Genomic DNA, 15,392 nt, shown 5'->3' with positions numbered 1-15,392 from the left:
AAGTGTACACAAAAAATGTTTGATTTTTGTTAAAAAACAATAAATTTTCGATAAAAAATAAGCAGGAGATTAATCCTGCTTATTTTTGCCTTCTTACATTTTGAGGTTTTACAATACTTGGGCGCACTTTTAAACTAGACATCGTTGGACGGAGTAGAATTTTTGTTAACGCTCCCCAATCAAATGGTAAAAACGGCCATAAATACGGTGTTTGTAAACTTTTTATAGACGTTAAAAATAAAATCAATATCGTCATTCCAACTACAAATCCCATTTCATGAAATATACCTGTCAAAATAATGACAAATAGCTTTCCGACTTTATTCCCAAGCCCTAATTCATAACTCGGTGTTGCATATGCTCCAATCATAGAAACTGCTACGTATAAAATTACTTCTGGTACAAACAAACCTACATCAATGGCAATTTGACCAATTAATATGGCAGAAATTAATCCTGCTGCAGACGACAATGATGTCGGTGTATGAATGGCAGCCATCCTTAAAAATTCGAGTCCGATTTCGGCCATCAAAATTTGTAATAAAATTGGTAAATGCGTCATCTTGTTCGGTCCAATGAAAGCAAGACTTTCCGGTAAAAGAGTTGGATCAAAAACAAACACTAACCAAAATGGCAATAAGAACAGTGAAAATATAACACCTAAAAAACGTACCCAACGTAAAAATGTACCTACAGCTGGATTTTGCCTAAACTCTTCTGCATGCTGTAAATGATGAAAATATGTTGTCGGTGTAATCATAGCACTTGGCGATGTGTCAACGAGTACTAACACATGTCCTTCTAATAGATGATTTGCTGCTACATCTGGTCTTTCTGTATATCGAATAAGCGGGAAGGGATTATAGCCTTGTTTAACTACAAATTCCTCTATCGTTTTATCCGCCATCGTAATCCCGTCTACTTCAATGTTATTTAATTCTTGTTTTATAATTTTAACTAAATCCGGATTTGCAACATCTTGTACATATGTAATACAAACATCCGTTTGTGATCTATCTCCTACTCGAATCATTTCATTTCGAAGACGTGGGTCACGTATCCTTCTACGAATTAACGCTGTATTTACAACGATATTTTCAACAAATCCGTCCCTTGCACCACGTACTACCTTTTCTGTATCTGGTTCTGTCGGCGTCCGGCCCGGATAACTACGAACATCTATTGCGAACGCTTCCGTTTCACCTTCCACAAATATAACGATGAGTCCCGATAATACTTGAAGCATTACCTCATCCATCGTTTTCACTTTGCTTACTTGTTGATGGATTAAACGATTCTCTAAAAGCTTCACTGTATCTTCTTCTACATCCCTTATCTCATTTGTATCCACCGCTTCTTCTAAAATAGGGATAATATAATTTGTATCACAAAGTCCATTTACAAATAACACACCAATTTCTTTATTCAAAATTTGAAATTTACGAATGCCAACGTCGTATGTAACACCCAGTCCAGCTGTTTGCTTTAAGTAATTTTCATTATCACTTATGAAAGATGAAATAGGGATTTCCACTTTTTTAGGTTTCGTCATAAAAACCACTCCTTTCCAAAATTAATTGAATCGCTTTTCTAGTAATAGGTGATCCTCTCTCCCATTCATCGTTTCCACACATCTTACCAATATCACCAACTCCCACAATGACAGGAACATTCAGATCATCTAAACAATAAATTGTATCTCCGCTAATTCTGCCAATTTCACCATCTGGAAGTCCAAATTTATCAACACCGTATTCGGTTAAATTCCCGTTCCGATCTACACTGACATCTACACGTGCCCATTCCCAATGATGTGTGTTAGACGCTACTGCCAAAATCCCCAGTACATCAATTTGTTTATGTGTGGCTACATATTTTAAAGCCTTTTCACCAGATCCTTCTCCAATAAATCCACTGTCATCAAACATGACAAATACAGGGTCATATGGCGTTTGCATAATAAGCTCAACAACTTTCTTCCCTGTCAATTTGGTTGGATTACTTTGTGATGCTGAAATACACCTTCCCCCAAATTCCTTCGTTAAAAGCTCAATTGTCCGCTTTGCATATTCATCCCCATCTGTGACCAAAACAACCCTTCGTCTCATTTGATTTATCCTTTCGGTTTACATATAAGTGCTACAAAAAATGAAAATAATATCGCTGCAGAAATGCCTGCAGACGTTAAACTAAACATACCCATACCAATCCCAATATATCCGTGTTTTTCTGCCGCATGCATTGCCCCATGTAATAGTGAATGTCCAAAACTTGTAATAGGAACTGTCGCACCAGCACCAGCAAACTTTATAAGCTTATCGTACAATCCGAATCCATCTAAAACTGCTCCTATAACTACAAAGGTAGCCATTAAATGGGCTGGTGTTAACTTTGCGAAATCTAACAATACCTGTCCAATTACACAAATGGCGCCTCCTACAAGAAATGCATATATAAAATCCACAATTCACTCTCCCTTCACTCTCTCAAATACGACACCATGTGCAATTGTTGGAATGGTTTCTTTCTGCTGCATCATCATCGGACTTAATAACGCGCCAGTAGCAACGACAAAAATTCGTTGTAAATTCCCTTTTTGCATCTCGCTTAATAAATGACCATATGTGACAACAGCTGAACAAGCACAACCACTACCACCGGCAAATACTTCTTCTTGACCGGAATCATAAATCATTAATCCGCAATCATTATATATATGCCCAAGATCATAACCTTCTTCCAGTAACAGTTGTTTTGCGATTGGTGTCCCAATAGCTGATAAATCACCGGTAACAATCAAATCATAATCTGCTGCACTCCTCTTCAAATCTTCAAAATGTTGTTGAATTGTATGAGCAGCAGCAGGTGCCATCGCCGACCCCATATCTAAAGGATTCGCAATCCCTAAATCTTGCACTTTCCCAATCGTAGCTGCCGTAATTTTAATTGCACTTTTTTCTTTACTAATTAATATGGATCCCGCACCTGTAACAGTGGAATTTGCTGTTCCTGGTTTCTGTCCCCCATACTCTGTTGGATAACGGAACTGTCTTTCAGCCGTTGCATTATGACTACTTACCGTCGCTAAAACACGATTTGCGAATCCACCATCTATAAAGGCTGATCCAACCGCTAAAGTCTCCATCGAGGTTGCACAAGCGCTAAACATCCCTAAAAAGGGAATCCCCCAATTACGTGCAACATAATTTGCTGTCACTGTTTGATTTAATAAATCACCCGCTAAAAAAAAGTCGATTTGTGATGTTTTTACATTTCCTTTTTGCAAGACTTGTTGAATTGAATCTGACATTAATCTTCGTTCAGCAAGTTCCCAGTTTTCCTCTCCGCAATGTAAATCATCATATGAAATATCAAAATCCTTCCCAAGAGGGCCTTCAGCTTCTTTTGGACCAACAGCAGTACCGGTTGCATTCACATAAATATCATTTTGAAATACCCACGTTTGTTTTCCAGTCAACCTCATACTAGCCCCTCCTTTAAGACATAAAAATGTTAAAAGTATATCTTATTAATCCAATAACGTATGCACCAACGACCCCAAAAACGATAACACTTCCCGCTAGCTTAAACATATTTGTAGCAACCCCAAGCACAATTCCTTCACTCTTATGTTCTAGCGCAGCGCTCGCCATAGAATTCGCAAATCCTGTAACAGGTACGGCCGATCCCGCTCCAGCAAATTGACCGATTTTATCATATACACCACAACCTGTTAAAATCGCCGATAGTAATACAAGCGTTGCAACTGTCGGATTTCCTGCCTCTTGTTCACTGAAATGAAAATAATGTATATAAAATTTCATTAATACTTCTCCGACAGTACAAATGAATCCACCTACAAGAAATGCCTTGACACAATTTAGGAAATAGTTTGGTTTTGGATGGTACTCCTTCACTTTATTTATGTAATCATCCTTTAGTTTTCGCCCTGTCATTTATATATTGCCTCCTACTTTACGAAATAAATCCAGTGAAACAATGAGCCTATTACTTTGCCAAGTACAAGAGCAACGAGTAAAACAACAATTTTCCCTTCTACCCCTACTCGTTTCGCTAAAATAGGTAAAACATTTAACACTTCTGTTAATGCGGCTGCAAGCATTCCAATGAATGTGCCACAAAATAGTCCTAGTATAACAAGCCAATATTGCGATGTTTGAAATGTAATGTTTTTCAAACTACACCAAGCTCCTGTTAACGTACCTGCAATAACTGCCCACTCAAAATATTGAATGTGCTTTCCACTTCTCGTTAATTGAGCTAGTCGGGGGATTATACCAAGTACAGCTAAAAATGCGACATATCCGCTACCTACTGCAATTCCTCCCGCTAAACCAATTAAAATAACAAGCCCAGACTCAATCATCGGCAAGTTGTTTCATATTGTCCTTGTTTTCATGAACAATTACATATTGGTCAAGTGACTGCTGGTATTGGAACATCTCCACTTCTAACGGACTCGGCTCTTCATTAATTCGCTTTTGAAATACATGATTAAAAAATAAAACCATGCCTAACCCAAGACCTACTGAATAAGGAATTTGAAATAGAAGTGGCTGTGCCTTAAATTCTCCCGTAATCATGTAATATAACCGCTGGTGTACTTGTTGCATACTTACATCTTCATGGAAATAAATGATCGCAAGAGCCGCTCCAATAAAAAGTAACAACCATACAAGTCCGAAGAAAATCGGATGTACTTTCTTTTTTTCATATATAATTTCAACAAGAGTTTGTCCAGAACCGAGTAAATTAATTTGTATATGAGCCGCTTTTTGTTGAATAATCTCAATAATTTTCATAACATCAATTACAACATGCGTCTTATCATGCGCTGTTATTTTGTAAACTACCTCATTCTGTAATAATTCAACTACCATAGCATCTCCGGCAAGTTGAGCGACATCACCCAGTTTCACTTCATACGTAGGAGAAACTTTTAATCGATTACGCATTTTAATATAAATTGTTTGTTCCAATTTCCATTCACCTCTTCACTCTTCCTCGTAGTTGTAGTATGGTTATTGAATTTTTTTCTAATACAATTTTTTCATAAAAAAACATCTGTACCGTTTCGGTACAGATGTTTTTTAGTTTATGCCTTTTTCTTAAATAAATTTGCAATACTTAATGCGAGTCCTCCCCAAATGACTACCATACCAATAACCATCATCATAATCGCTGATCCGCTCATTATGAAACACCCCGATCTTTCCATTCTTTTTCAAGCTTAGCAGAATCTGAATGTATTTGTGCATTCCATTTCTTTATACTAATGATTAGTGCAACGATAAGGAACGCTGCTGCAATTGACCAACCATATGTTACGACAAACTCCGTTGGATAATCTCCGTAGTTCTTTTTAATATTTTGGATTGTCCCATCAATTAACATGTATCCTAACATAAGCGGGGTAATAACGAGTAAACTCACTCTCCAAAACGTCCCTAACTTAATATCAGATACGAAGTTTGCGTGATTTTGATAAACTGGTAAACGGCGTAGAATGAGCCCTATCGTAACTACTTCCACTAATGCAATTGAAATTAACCCGAAGTTATTAGCGAAATAATCAACAACATCTAGGATCATAAGCCCACCACGTGTTGCAAAAACAAGAGACACTAGTACGAGAAGCGTTCCCATAATTCCAATTGTTTTTTGGCGGCTTAAGCTGAACTTTTCAGATACGGCCGCAAAACATACTTCCGCAAGCGAAATGAGGGATGTAATTCCGGCAACCGTTAATGATAAGAAAAACAATACGCCAAATAATGGTGACATCGGTAATTCAATAATAATTTGCGGGAATACTACGAATGCAAGTCCTACACCAGCACTTGCTACTTTATCAACTGGTACTCCCATATTGTTTGCCATAAATCCAAGCGCTGCAAAGACCCCAATCCCTGCTAATAATTCAAATCCTGAGTTTGCAAAGCCAGTAATAAAGGCATTATTTGTTGTATCTGAGTTTTTCGGTAAATAACTAGAATACGTAATCATAATTCCAAATGCTAAAGATAAGCTAAAGAAAATTTGACCATAAGCAGCAAGCCATACCTTCCCATCAAAAATACGACTCCAATCTGGTTTGAAGAATGCATCTAATCCTTGCATCGCACCTTCCATCGTCACTGCACGAACTACGATAATAAGGAACATAACAACTAGTAAAGGAATGAAAATGCGGTTAACCACTTCGATTCCTTTTTTAACTCTTTTGAATGCAACACCAAGCACAATAATCCAAACGAGAGCTAATGGAATCAATACTTCCGGCACAAGCCCCCCAAACTGCCCTGGCTTATCTGCAACATGTAAGTACTCTTTAAATAAAAATGATTGCGTGTCTTTCCCCCATGCTCCAGTAATTGCAAAGTACGTATATGAAATAGACCAAGCAATAATTACTGCATAATATGTTGAAACGATAAATGTTACACACATTTGCCACCATCCGATGAATTCAGCACGCGGACTAATACGGAAGAACGTAAGTGGCGCGGAACCACGGTGACGATGCCCAAGAGCAAATTCAAACGCCAATAATGAAATACCAGTCGTTAATAATGCGAATAAGTACGGTAAAAAGAATGCGCCTCCCCCATTTTCATACGCTGTATAAGGAAAACGCCATATGTTTCCTAATCCAACGGCAGAGCCGACCGCTGCGAAAATAAATCCAGCCCTCGTTCCCCATTGTTGCCTCGTTTCCATATTTTCTTCCCCCTTTGTGACAAGTTCATACTTGGATTACATTTTAAATTAACCGAATTATTAATAAATTCTGTCATTTTTTACGAAAGTTTACAATCTCCTCCAATTTAAAATCAAAAAAAAATCGAATAGATAGCTATTCATCTATTCGATCTTTCATCTGTTTTAATATTTTCTTTTCAAGTCTTGAAACTTGTACTTGCGAAATGCCTATTCGTTCCGCTACTTCCGATTGGGTTTGATCTTTATAGTAGCGTAAATACACAATTAAACGTTCTCGATCATCTAATTCTCTAATTGCTTCTTTTAAAGCAATTTTATCGAACCATTTCGTTTCAGATTGATCGGCAATTTGATCTAAAATAGTGATTGGATCTCCATCGTTTTCATACACCGTTTCATGTATGGATGAAGGAGCTCGACTCGCTTCTTGCGCCAGAACCACTTCCTCTGGCGTTAGTTCTAACGCTTCGGCTACTTCATTAATTGTTGGCGCTCTTCCAAATTCTTTCGAAAGCTCGTCTCTCATCTTTCGTATTTTATTTCCTGTTTCTTTTAAAGATCTACTTACTTTCACTGATCCATCATCACGTAAAAATCGTTGTATTTCTCCAATAATCATTGGAACTGCATATGTTGAAAATTTCACGTCGAAAGATAAATCAAATTTATCTACCGATTTTAAGAGCCCAATACATCCAATTTGAAATAAATCGTCTGGTTCGTATCCTCGATTAAGAAAACGCTGCACAACCGACCATACGAGACGCATATTACTTTGAACGATTGTATCTCTCGCTTGCTGATCTCCATCTTGACTTTGTTGAATTAACGCTTTTAGCTCGTGGTCCTTTAACTGAGGTTTCTTCTTCTCATTTTTGACCTCTATGTCCATAGGCTATTCTCCTTAATTGCATAGAGCGTTACTATTTGATAAGTATTTTGTCAAATGGATTGTTGTCCCGAAAGATTCGTTTGAAATAACTTCTACTTCATCCATAAAATTTTCCATGATAGTAAATCCCATTCCGGAACGCTCTAATTCAGGTTTAGTTGTAAACAGGGGTTGCCTTGCTTCATCTAAATCAAAGATGCCAATCCCTTCATCTCGAATCGTGAGTTTCACCATTGCTTCTTCCAAAATTACAGAAATATAAACAACACCTTCTGCATTTCCTTCGTACCCATGAATAATTGCATTCGTAACTGCTTCTGACACAACTGTTTTAATCTCCGTAAGTTCTTCCATCGTTGGGTCTAGTTGCGCAATGAATGCAGCTACTGTAACGCGAGCGAACGATTCATTTTGACTTAATGCTGAAAATTGAAGGTTCATTTCATTTCTCATTTATGCCACCCCCAACGTCGCGAGCGCATGCGCTTCACTTTCTTCTAAACGAACAATTTTAAATAAGCCCGACATTTCAAATAAACGTTTAACAGGCGGTGAAATTGCACAAACAACCATTTCTCCACCTAATCCCTTTACATGCTTATATCGGCCTAATATAACACCTAAACCAGAACTATCCATAAACGATAAGTTCTCTAGGCTCAAAACAATATGATGAACACCATGTGTCTCAATCATATCTGTTACTTTCGTTCGCAACTCTTCAGCAGTATGATGATCTAATTCACCCGCTAGTCTCACACATAGGACGTCACGTTTTACTTCTAATTGCATGGAAAGACTCACACGATTTCCTCCTTATGCTCAAACTTTACTCATTTACATACATAAAGATTTTCGTGATACAACATAAGAATCCTTCCTACTGACAAAAGAAGAACTATTTCGCCATAAAGTGAAACGATTCAGCAATTATTTACTTTCATACGAATAGAAAAGCGGCAAAATGTTTGCCGCTATTTTGATGTTGAAAACATCCCAAAACTTCTTTTAAATAACTCCCACCAGCTCGCTGCAGCAACATCTTCTTTTGCTACAATTGTTTGTTTTAATAAAACATCTTTATCTTTTTTAATAACTAGTGTACCAAGCGCGTCACCTTTTTTAATCGGCGCTTTCACTTTCTTTTCAGCAATTACTTCTTGCTTTACTTTGTCCATATTTTCGCCCTTCTTCATAAGAAGAGACACATTGTCTGACGCAACTAAATCTACTTTTTCTTTTTTCCCTTTTCCTACTTGTACAGTCTTAATTTTTTCGCCGCGTGTATACATTTTTTTTGTCATATATTGTCCAAATGCGTAGTCAAGAAGCTTTGTTACTTGGTTGTTCCGTTCTTTCGATGTAGGTGCTCCCATAACAACTGAAATAACACGCATCCCATTCTTTTCAGCCGATGCTGTTAAACAATATTTTGCTTCTGTCGTAAAGCCCGTTTTCACACCATCTACTCCAGGATAAAAACGTACTAACTTATTCGTATTCACGAGCCAAAACTTCTTATCCGTATCTTCACGTAAATAGTCTTCGTATTTACCTGTATATTTGCGAATAAGTGGGTACTTCATCAATTCTTTTGCCATTATAGCCATATCATTTGCTGTGGAATAATGGTCTTTAGCCGGAAGACCTGTTGGGTTTTGAAAATGAGTATTTTTCAGTCCTAAATCTTTCGCTTTTTTGTTCATCATATTTACAAAACCTTCTTCTGAACCCGCGATATGCTCCGCTACTGCAACAGACGCATCATTTCCAGATGCAATAGCAATACCCTTTAGCATTTCATTTACAGTCATCTCTTCTCCAGGCTCTAAAAAGATTTGTGATCCACCCATTGAAGCGGCATGCTCACTTGCTCTAACTTTATCGGTCAGTTTTAGTTTTCCTTTTTCAACTTGTTCCATAATTAATAGCATTGTCATAATCTTCGTCATACTAGCAGGTGGTAATTTCTCATTTGGATTTTTATCAAACAAAACTTTACCTGTATCTTGTTCAATTACAATTGCTGACGACGCTTGTTCCGCTAACTTCGGCGCTGTTTCTTCTGTTTTCTCCTGCTTCGTCTTCTCAGATTGTGCGAAACTAACTGAAGTACCAGAAAGCAATAACATGAAACAAACAAGTATTCCAAAAACTCGCTTCATGACTAACCCTCCATTCTATATCAGACCTATTTTTTCCAATTTTTTATTTTTTAATACCATATTTTTCTAATATTTTCAGTTGACAAATACATTCATTACCTATATCGTATTAAGTGTATTACATACAGTAGTACACTTAATACACGTCAGAAAGGAGACATTGCTCTTGCATATTCAACTTGATCCAAGAAGCAACACTCCGATATGGGAACAAATTGTTCAAAATATAAAAGAACTCGTATTGAAAAACATGTTAGCTCCAAGTGATAAACTTCCTTCTGTACGCGAACTCGCTTCTTTACTCGTTATAAATCCAAATACAGTAAGTAAAGCGTATCAGGAGTTAGAGCGACAAGGGATTATTGAAACATTACGAGGAAAAGGAACATTTGTATCCCAATCGATTACCCCAACATTAGACGAAAGGAAAATCGCTATGGTTGAAAAGCAATTTCATCAATTACTATTAGAAGCCTCTTATCTTGGTGTTACGAAAGATAAAATTCATGATTGGATAGATTCATACTACAAAGAGATTGGAGGAAATGCGGATGCTGAAAGTGACAAGCTTGAAGAAAACAATTGATAATCAAACAATTTTAGATGATGTTTCTTTCACATTACAAAGAGGAAGTATCATCGGATTACTCGGAAGAAACGGTGCGGGGAAAACAACTTTATTACGAACGATGGTCGGTATTTTAGACCCTGATGCCGGGACTGTTACATATGAAGATACAAACATTCATCAGTGTCCTGAAATAAAGCAAAAAATCGTATATGTTCCGGATTCTACTAACATACTGAACGGATATACGGTAAAAGAAATTGTAAAGTTTTATAAAGAAGTTTATACCGCATTTGATGAAGCATATTTCTATGAACTGTTAGAACGTTTTAACTTACCAAACAAACGAATTCGTAGCTATTCAAAAGGAATGAAAGCACTCCTTGCCATCATTTTAGCCGTTTCTACAAAAGCAGAATATATCATTTTAGATGAACCGACAAACGGACTTGATCCTATCGTTAAAAGGCAGATTTTACAGTTTCTCGTTGGAGAAGTTGCAGAAAAAGAGATTACCATTTTCATCTCAACTCACCATTTAGATGAAGTGGAACAAATTGCAGATACAATCATTATATTAAAAGGCCATACTATATCGTCTATTACATCACTAGACGATGCAAAATCACGATTTGCTAAAATCCAAGTTGCTTACGAACGTTCATTACCTCAAAAACTAGAAAACTTAAGCAATATTAAAATATTAAATCAAACAGGAAAAGTATATACAATCTTAATTGAGGGAAATGTGGCTACAACACTGGAGAAGTTTTATAAAGAACAACCTATACTCATTGAAGAATTAACAATGTCACTTGAAGATGTCTTCGTTACGACACTGGAGGAGGATGGGTATGTTTCATAAGGCGTTATGGATGTGGAATTGGAAGCGCGGGAAATATGCTGTGTTACTGTTCTTCTTTTATACACTTTATCTTCTATCTTTCGGATACTATAAAGCAGCTCAGCAACAACTTGCTAATTATTATAAATTACATGAAAAGGGAACGTTCTATTATGATTATGCTTTTTGGTCAAATACAGGTAATAGTTTTTGGATAACTATCCTTATTATTTCTATTGCTTGTCTATTAATAGGGTGGGAACGTAGCAGCCAGTCTAATGCACTACTTTTAACAATGCCATTTAAAAGAAAAGATGTTTTCTTATCTAAATGGGCTTTCGGTTCATTTTGGATTATTGGGTCTCTCCTTGTAAACTGGGGGCTTATGTACGTTATTTATAGAACAACGATTCATTTTGATTATCAATCATTCGGGACATTTCATCGATACTTTCTTTATGCAATTGTTTCATATGTTGCAGTATATACAGCTGCATTATGTATCGGTGCCTTTACTGGAAGCGTTGTTTCACAAGTTGTTTTTTGTATTCCTTGGTTACTAATGGGTCTTACATTTATTTCATTGCTGTACAATTTTACAATAAATCATTTAGATGCTCAAAATAATAGAAACTCTCACTTATATGAAAGTCTTTCTGAAATAAATAATAAAACAAATATTGTTGCACCAATATATAATTTTTCTATTTATTACGATTATGATCCAAAATCACGTAAAAAAGAAAACGATCCAAACACTTTAAGAGATCCAGCATCTTATAGATATTATTCAGCTAAATCCATATTGGTCCCGATTTTTTATACAATATTTTACTTACTACTTGGCGCATATTTATATACAAAATCACCAAATGAAAACACTCAAAAGATATTTATTTTCCAAAAGCATTTACGAATATGGATATGGGGGACAACCCTCTACTTTGCATTACTAGGTGGCTATAAAATAAATCAATTTCTTTTCTTACCTAGCTACTATATCAGTTTGTTTCTCGCTGGAATCATTACTTATGTTGTATTATCACGCCTAACAAATTATAAAGTTTTTTAAAGGAGAGATCCTATGTTTCAAAAAGCATTGTGGCTAAGAACGTATCAACAAAGTAAATATGTTGTATGGTTATTTTGGCTCGTCAGCTTCTATACTTTGTCATATAAATACTATATGACTTCTATTCAACAGCAACAATTTCTAAATGACAATAAAAAGTGGAACTCTATATATCACTATCACTTTGATTTAACACTTCTAGATTCTGTCATGCTGTTAGGTAGCGTACTGATCGTTCTAGCTTGTAAGTTAATTGGATGGGAAAGACAAAATAACTCTAGCGACTTGTTATGGTCTATGCCATTTAAACGTTCACACCTCTATATAACAAAGTGGTTGTTTGGAATCTGTAATATCGCCGCTGTTGTCATTTTAAACTGGGGACTATTTGCTATTATGAAAAAGTTGACTTTTCATAATAAATATCAAGTATTCTCCCCCTTTCATAGTTACTTTATATACATGTTAATTGTATTAATTGCTATTTATACACTTACCTTATGTGTAGGTACAATTACAGGGAATATTATATCGCAAGGATTTCTCACTACAGCTATATTAATCTTCCCAGTTTTACTTCCATCACTTATCTCAGGAGTCATTGCTGTTCACTCAAACACTGAATTTCATGAGGGCAATGGCCTTATACATGATCTGATGGAAAACATACGTATTTCTAGTCCAGCAGAAGGGTTTACTATTAGCTTTAATTACGATCCTCAAAACGCTTATACTGATTTAAATGGAGTGCGTCATAACGAACCAAACTTTACAAAGATTCCCCCGGCAAAAACATTGCTTGGACCTATCGCACAGATCATTATTTTATTACCACTCGGTATATATTTATATGCCCGTTCAGTCAATGAGCGAAATGGTAACTACTTATTATATCCGAAACTACAAAAAGTAGTTTTAGCTTGTGCGATTTTCTTTGGTGGGATCGCTGGAGGTTTAATGCTAAGTCGCGCGCAGTCATTGTCCAGCTTTTACATCGGATTTTTAGCGACTAGTTTAATTACGTATTTCTTCCTACCTAAAATATTAAAATGGAAAGTCTCTTGGAATTTCAAATGAAATAACCTCCTCTCGATGAGGAGGTTATTTCACATTCTCTCTTCTTTTCCCATACTCTTTTTCTTGCTTCGTTCCAAATCCATCACCATTTGCCACGATTTGATCTGTTGGAGCAACTATGCTTTCAGCAATTCGCCATTCCCCCCCTTGTTGAATAAACACTTGCATAAAATAATTCATTCCATTTAACTGATACGGATTTTCTTTTTTCACTTCATAACGAGCTGCAACATAGTACACTTGCACATTCTCAGCTTCAAACTTAGAAATATATTGCGATAATCTCGGGATATACTTCGATGCTTTCTGAAGTGGAAGCTGTTTTACTTTTATAAGAGAAGACTTTGTCACATTGCTTATCGTATCTTCATGCCGAATGTTATCACTATGATGAAATAAAATAGCATTCTGCATTGAACGAATCCATAGTTTTGAATATAAAACAGGTTGCTTATTTGAAATATGTTGTAATTCTTTCTGAACGACTTGAAGAGGCGTTGCGGCATCCGCGAATTGATTAAAGCAGAAAAAACTTCCAATCATAATGAAAAGCGTACAAATACGTTTCATAATTTTTCACTCCGATTCTTTTTAATTAAAGTATTGGAGTTTCAAAATGTTTTTATTCAAAAGAAAAAGGATAGGAAAGCTTTCGCTTCCTATCCTCATTTATTATAATACGCGGCCAAATAAATCTAAAACCATTTCGATTTCTTGGTCGCTCCAACCTTTAAATCTCTCTTTATAATATTCTTTACGCACAGCTTCAAGTTTTTCAGTTACTTCTCTTCCGTGTTCTGTAATTTCTAGGTACACGATACGACGGTCTGAATTTGAACGCTTTCTTTCTACAAACCCTTTTCGTACGAGACGATCAGTAACAGCTGTAATATGACTGGAGGTTACGTTTACTTCACTCGCAATTTGCGAAGCCATCTGTGGACTGTTTAAAAATAACGCGCGTAATACAGAAAATTCATTGTATGGCATATGTTCTGCAAAACGTGTATTAATATCATTTTGTAATAAACGTATCATCTTTCGGAATGATCCGGATAACTCTAAAATCAGTGTTTCTCTTTTTTCGTTCACTAGCCTCGTCCCTTTTTTATCATATTTACACATATTATAATCTATAAATACCTATGTTGTATATGCTTTCTTCCCTCAACATTCTCATTTATGTAACTTTTTTCATATAAATTTCTTTTTTGTTCACACATATACATATAAATAAGGATGGTGATGGAAGATGCAAGGTGGAATGAATCCTTATTTACACAACGTACGCACAGCTACTACTGGTAAAGAAGCGACTATTACTGTACAAGGTGAAGGCGTTGTCAAAGCAAAACCCAATGTTGTTATATTAACACTTGGCATTAGAACTGATAATAAAAATGTGAAACAAGCGCAAGAAGAAAATGCAGTGCAATCAAAACAATTATTGAATGCACTAAAACAACTAGGTATTGCCGACAAAAATATAGAAACCATTTCATATACGATTACGCCCCAGTACGAATATGTAAATGATAAAGCATTATTACAAGGATATCGTGTAGAACATTTGTATGAAATTACCGTTTTAAATGTACAAAAAGCAGGGGAAGTATATGATATAGCCGTTTCAAATGGAGCAAACTTAGCAAAAGGATTACGTTTTCGAATATCTCATCCAAATAAATATTATGAGCAAGCTCTCATTCAAGCTCTGCAACAAGCGGTAGAAAAAGCTCGTGCTATTGCGAGTACATACAATTTAAACATTAATCCAGTTCCACTCTCATTCGTTGAAGAATCTGCCCAATTACCACGGGAAGTGACGTCCTATGCTACTTTACATGCGCAAGCAGCTCCGCCCATTCAATCAGGAGAATTAGAAATCATTTCAACAATACGAGCTATTTTTACGTATTTATAAATAATTTCTTTTATAAGTAAACGTTATCATTTTCCTTGTTGTAAAAACATGATGTTCTGATATAATAAAGGACGGTGAGCTCTTACGAAAGAGATATCACGGGTGG

General features: G+C 36.1%; 20 protein-coding genes. 5 read left to right on the top strand and 15 right to left on the bottom strand.

Translation table 11 applies throughout. The annotated features are described in order from the left end of the window. Nucleotides 1-79: 79 nt before the first annotated feature. The 13 genes from spoVAF to dacF all read right to left on the bottom strand — a co-directional run bounded on the left by spoVAF (nucleotide 80) and on the right by dacF (nucleotide 9,801). Nucleotides 80-1,552 carry a spore germination protein SpoVAF gene (gene spoVAF, locus DN393_RS08935; protein ID WP_048562394.1) on the bottom strand — a complete coding sequence of 491 codons (1,473 nt, stop codon included), beginning with the start codon at nucleotides 1,550-1,552 and terminating at the stop codon, nucleotides 80-82. Further along, nucleotides 1,539-2,108: a stage V sporulation protein SpoVABEA gene (gene spoVAEA, locus DN393_RS08930; protein WP_001254417.1), complete on the bottom strand. Its 570-nt coding sequence runs from the start codon at nucleotides 2,106-2,108 to the stop codon at nucleotides 1,539-1,541. Before spoVAEA ends, spoVAF begins: the two co-directional genes overlap by 14 nt. 5 nt (nucleotides 2,109-2,113) lie before the next feature. Further along, nucleotides 2,114-2,464, bottom strand: a complete 351-nt coding sequence (gene spoVAE / locus DN393_RS08925; RefSeq protein ID WP_000345909.1) for a stage V sporulation protein AE — start codon at nucleotides 2,462-2,464, stop codon at nucleotides 2,114-2,116. A gap of 3 nt (nucleotides 2,465-2,467) precedes the next feature. After that, nucleotides 2,468-3,484 carry a stage V sporulation protein AD gene (gene spoVAD / locus DN393_RS08920; protein WP_064474896.1) on the bottom strand — a complete coding sequence of 339 codons (1,017 nt, stop codon included), beginning with the start codon at nucleotides 3,482-3,484 and terminating at the stop codon, nucleotides 2,468-2,470. Nucleotides 3,485-3,497: 13 nt separating this feature from the next. Continuing rightward, nucleotides 3,498-3,956: a stage V sporulation protein AC gene (spoVAC, locus tag DN393_RS08915; RefSeq protein ID WP_000147730.1), complete on the bottom strand. Its 459-nt coding sequence runs from the start codon at nucleotides 3,954-3,956 to the stop codon at nucleotides 3,498-3,500. A gap of 14 nt (nucleotides 3,957-3,970) precedes the next feature. Beyond that, a complete protein-coding gene (spoVAB, locus tag DN393_RS08910) occupies nucleotides 3,971-4,387 on the bottom strand; it encodes a stage V sporulation protein SpoVAB (RefSeq protein ID WP_000572950.1) in 417 nt (138 codons plus the stop codon). Continuing rightward, complete coding sequence (gene spoVAA / locus DN393_RS08905) at nucleotides 4,380-5,000, bottom strand: stage V sporulation protein SpoVAA (RefSeq protein WP_064474895.1); 621 nt, start codon at nucleotides 4,998-5,000, stop codon at nucleotides 4,380-4,382. Before spoVAA ends, spoVAB begins: the two co-directional genes overlap by 8 nt. Before the next feature lie 116 nt (nucleotides 5,001-5,116). Then, entirely contained in the window at nucleotides 5,117-5,215 is a 99-nt protein-coding gene (locus DN393_RS08900; RefSeq protein ID WP_000016829.1) for a methionine/alanine import family NSS transporter small subunit, read from the bottom strand. Then, complete coding sequence (locus tag DN393_RS08895; protein WP_149173458.1) at nucleotides 5,215-6,741, bottom strand: sodium-dependent transporter; 1,527 nt, start codon at nucleotides 6,739-6,741, stop codon at nucleotides 5,215-5,217. Before DN393_RS08895 ends, DN393_RS08900 begins: the two co-directional genes overlap by 1 nt. A gap of 136 nt (nucleotides 6,742-6,877) precedes the next feature. Next, nucleotides 6,878-7,636, bottom strand: coding sequence for an RNA polymerase sporulation sigma factor SigF (gene sigF / locus DN393_RS08890; protein WP_000350733.1), 759 nt, complete (start codon nucleotides 7,634-7,636; stop codon nucleotides 6,878-6,880). Nucleotides 7,637-7,648: 12 nt separating this feature from the next. Next, nucleotides 7,649-8,089 carry an anti-sigma F factor gene (gene spoIIAB / locus DN393_RS08885; protein ID WP_001243399.1) on the bottom strand — a complete coding sequence of 147 codons (441 nt, stop codon included), beginning with the start codon at nucleotides 8,087-8,089 and terminating at the stop codon, nucleotides 7,649-7,651. Continuing rightward, the gene (spoIIAA, locus tag DN393_RS08880) at nucleotides 8,090-8,440 is read right to left on the bottom strand and encodes an anti-sigma F factor antagonist (RefSeq protein WP_000059133.1); all 351 of its coding nucleotides are present in this window, start codon (nucleotides 8,438-8,440) and stop codon (nucleotides 8,090-8,092) included. It abuts the gene before it with no gap. A 170-nt stretch (nucleotides 8,441-8,610) separates the two neighbouring features. After that, a complete protein-coding gene (gene dacF / locus DN393_RS08875) occupies nucleotides 8,611-9,801 on the bottom strand; it encodes a serine-type D-Ala-D-Ala carboxypeptidase DacF (RefSeq protein WP_064474894.1) in 1,191 nt (396 codons plus the stop codon). Nucleotides 9,802-9,967: 166 nt separating this feature from the next. Here dacF and DN393_RS08865 point away from each other — a divergent pair, with 166 nt between their 5' ends. The 4 genes from DN393_RS08865 to DN393_RS08850 are packed head-to-tail and all read left to right on the top strand — an operon-like array spanning nucleotide 9,968 to nucleotide 13,362. Then, entirely contained in the window at nucleotides 9,968-10,387 is a 420-nt protein-coding gene (locus tag DN393_RS08865; RefSeq protein ID WP_000548033.1) for a GntR family transcriptional regulator, read from the top strand. After that, a complete protein-coding gene (locus tag DN393_RS08860; protein ID WP_088047217.1) occupies nucleotides 10,353-11,234 on the top strand; it encodes an ABC transporter ATP-binding protein in 882 nt (293 codons plus the stop codon). Before DN393_RS08865 ends, DN393_RS08860 begins: the two co-directional genes overlap by 35 nt. Continuing rightward, nucleotides 11,224-12,285: an ABC transporter permease subunit gene (locus DN393_RS08855; RefSeq protein ID WP_088047216.1), complete on the top strand. Its 1,062-nt coding sequence runs from the start codon at nucleotides 11,224-11,226 to the stop codon at nucleotides 12,283-12,285. Before DN393_RS08860 ends, DN393_RS08855 begins: the two co-directional genes overlap by 11 nt. 12 nt (nucleotides 12,286-12,297) lie before the next feature. After that, nucleotides 12,298-13,362 carry an ABC transporter permease subunit gene (locus DN393_RS08850; RefSeq protein ID WP_088047215.1) on the top strand — a complete coding sequence of 355 codons (1,065 nt, stop codon included), beginning with the start codon at nucleotides 12,298-12,300 and terminating at the stop codon, nucleotides 13,360-13,362. Nucleotides 13,363-13,386: 24 nt separating this feature from the next. Here DN393_RS08850 and DN393_RS08845 read toward each other — a convergent pair whose 3' ends face one another. Continuing rightward, nucleotides 13,387-13,932, bottom strand: coding sequence for a hypothetical protein (locus tag DN393_RS08845; RefSeq protein WP_064474889.1), 546 nt, complete (start codon nucleotides 13,930-13,932; stop codon nucleotides 13,387-13,389). 102 nt (nucleotides 13,933-14,034) lie between these two features. Next, nucleotides 14,035-14,454, bottom strand: a complete 420-nt coding sequence (locus tag DN393_RS08840; RefSeq protein ID WP_001003312.1) for a MarR family winged helix-turn-helix transcriptional regulator — start codon at nucleotides 14,452-14,454, stop codon at nucleotides 14,035-14,037. Between the two features lie 160 nt (nucleotides 14,455-14,614). On the opposite strand from DN393_RS08840, the gene DN393_RS08835 reads away from it, so the two are divergent. Continuing rightward, the gene (locus DN393_RS08835) at nucleotides 14,615-15,286 is read left to right on the top strand and encodes an SIMPL domain-containing protein (protein WP_149173457.1); all 672 of its coding nucleotides are present in this window, start codon (nucleotides 14,615-14,617) and stop codon (nucleotides 15,284-15,286) included. Nucleotides 15,287-15,392 lie beyond the last annotated feature (106 nt).

Source organism: Bacillus sp. BPN334 (assembly GCF_008368885.1).
GTDB lineage: Bacteria > Bacillota > Bacilli > Bacillales > Bacillaceae_G > Bacillus_A > Bacillus_A wiedmannii.
This window is presented reverse-complemented; position numbering and strand designations above follow the sequence as displayed.

Coding starts and splice junctions, on each gene's coding strand:
- DN393_RS08860 (WP_088047217.1), top strand. CDS start 10,353: ATGCTGAAAGTGACAAGCTTGAAGAAAACAATTGATAATCAAACAATT.
- DN393_RS08855 (WP_088047216.1), top strand. CDS start 11,224: ATGTTTCATAAGGCGTTATGGATGTGGAATTGGAAGCGCGGGAAATAT.
- DN393_RS08850 (WP_088047215.1), top strand. CDS start 12,298: ATGTTTCAAAAAGCATTGTGGCTAAGAACGTATCAACAAAGTAAATAT.
- dacF (WP_064474894.1), bottom strand. CDS start 9,801: ATGAAGCGAGTTTTTGGAATACTTGTTTGTTTCATGTTATTGCTTTCT.
- sigF (WP_000350733.1), bottom strand. CDS start 7,636: ATGGACATAGAGGTCAAAAATGAGAAGAAGAAACCTCAGTTAAAGGAC.
- spoVAF (WP_048562394.1), bottom strand. CDS start 1,552: ATGACGAAACCTAAAAAAGTGGAAATCCCTATTTCATCTTTCATAAGT.
- spoVAC (WP_000147730.1), bottom strand. CDS start 3,956: ATGACAGGGCGAAAACTAAAGGATGATTACATAAATAAAGTGAAGGAG.
- spoIIAB (WP_001243399.1), bottom strand. CDS start 8,089: ATGAGAAATGAAATGAACCTTCAATTTTCAGCATTAAGTCAAAATGAA.
- spoVAEA (WP_001254417.1), bottom strand. CDS start 2,108: ATGAGACGAAGGGTTGTTTTGGTCACAGATGGGGATGAATATGCAAAG.
- spoVAB (WP_000572950.1), bottom strand. CDS start 4,387: ATGATTGAGTCTGGGCTTGTTATTTTAATTGGTTTAGCGGGAGGAATT.
- DN393_RS08895 (WP_149173458.1), bottom strand. CDS start 6,741: ATGGAAACGAGGCAACAATGGGGAACGAGGGCTGGATTTATTTTCGCA.
- DN393_RS08900 (WP_000016829.1), bottom strand. CDS start 5,215: ATGAGCGGATCAGCGATTATGATGATGGTTATTGGTATGGTAGTCATT.
- DN393_RS08835 (WP_149173457.1), top strand. CDS start 14,615: ATGCAAGGTGGAATGAATCCTTATTTACACAACGTACGCACAGCTACT.
- DN393_RS08845 (WP_064474889.1), bottom strand. CDS start 13,932: ATGAAACGTATTTGTACGCTTTTCATTATGATTGGAAGTTTTTTCTGC.
- spoVAD (WP_064474896.1), bottom strand. CDS start 3,484: ATGAGGTTGACTGGAAAACAAACGTGGGTATTTCAAAATGATATTTAT.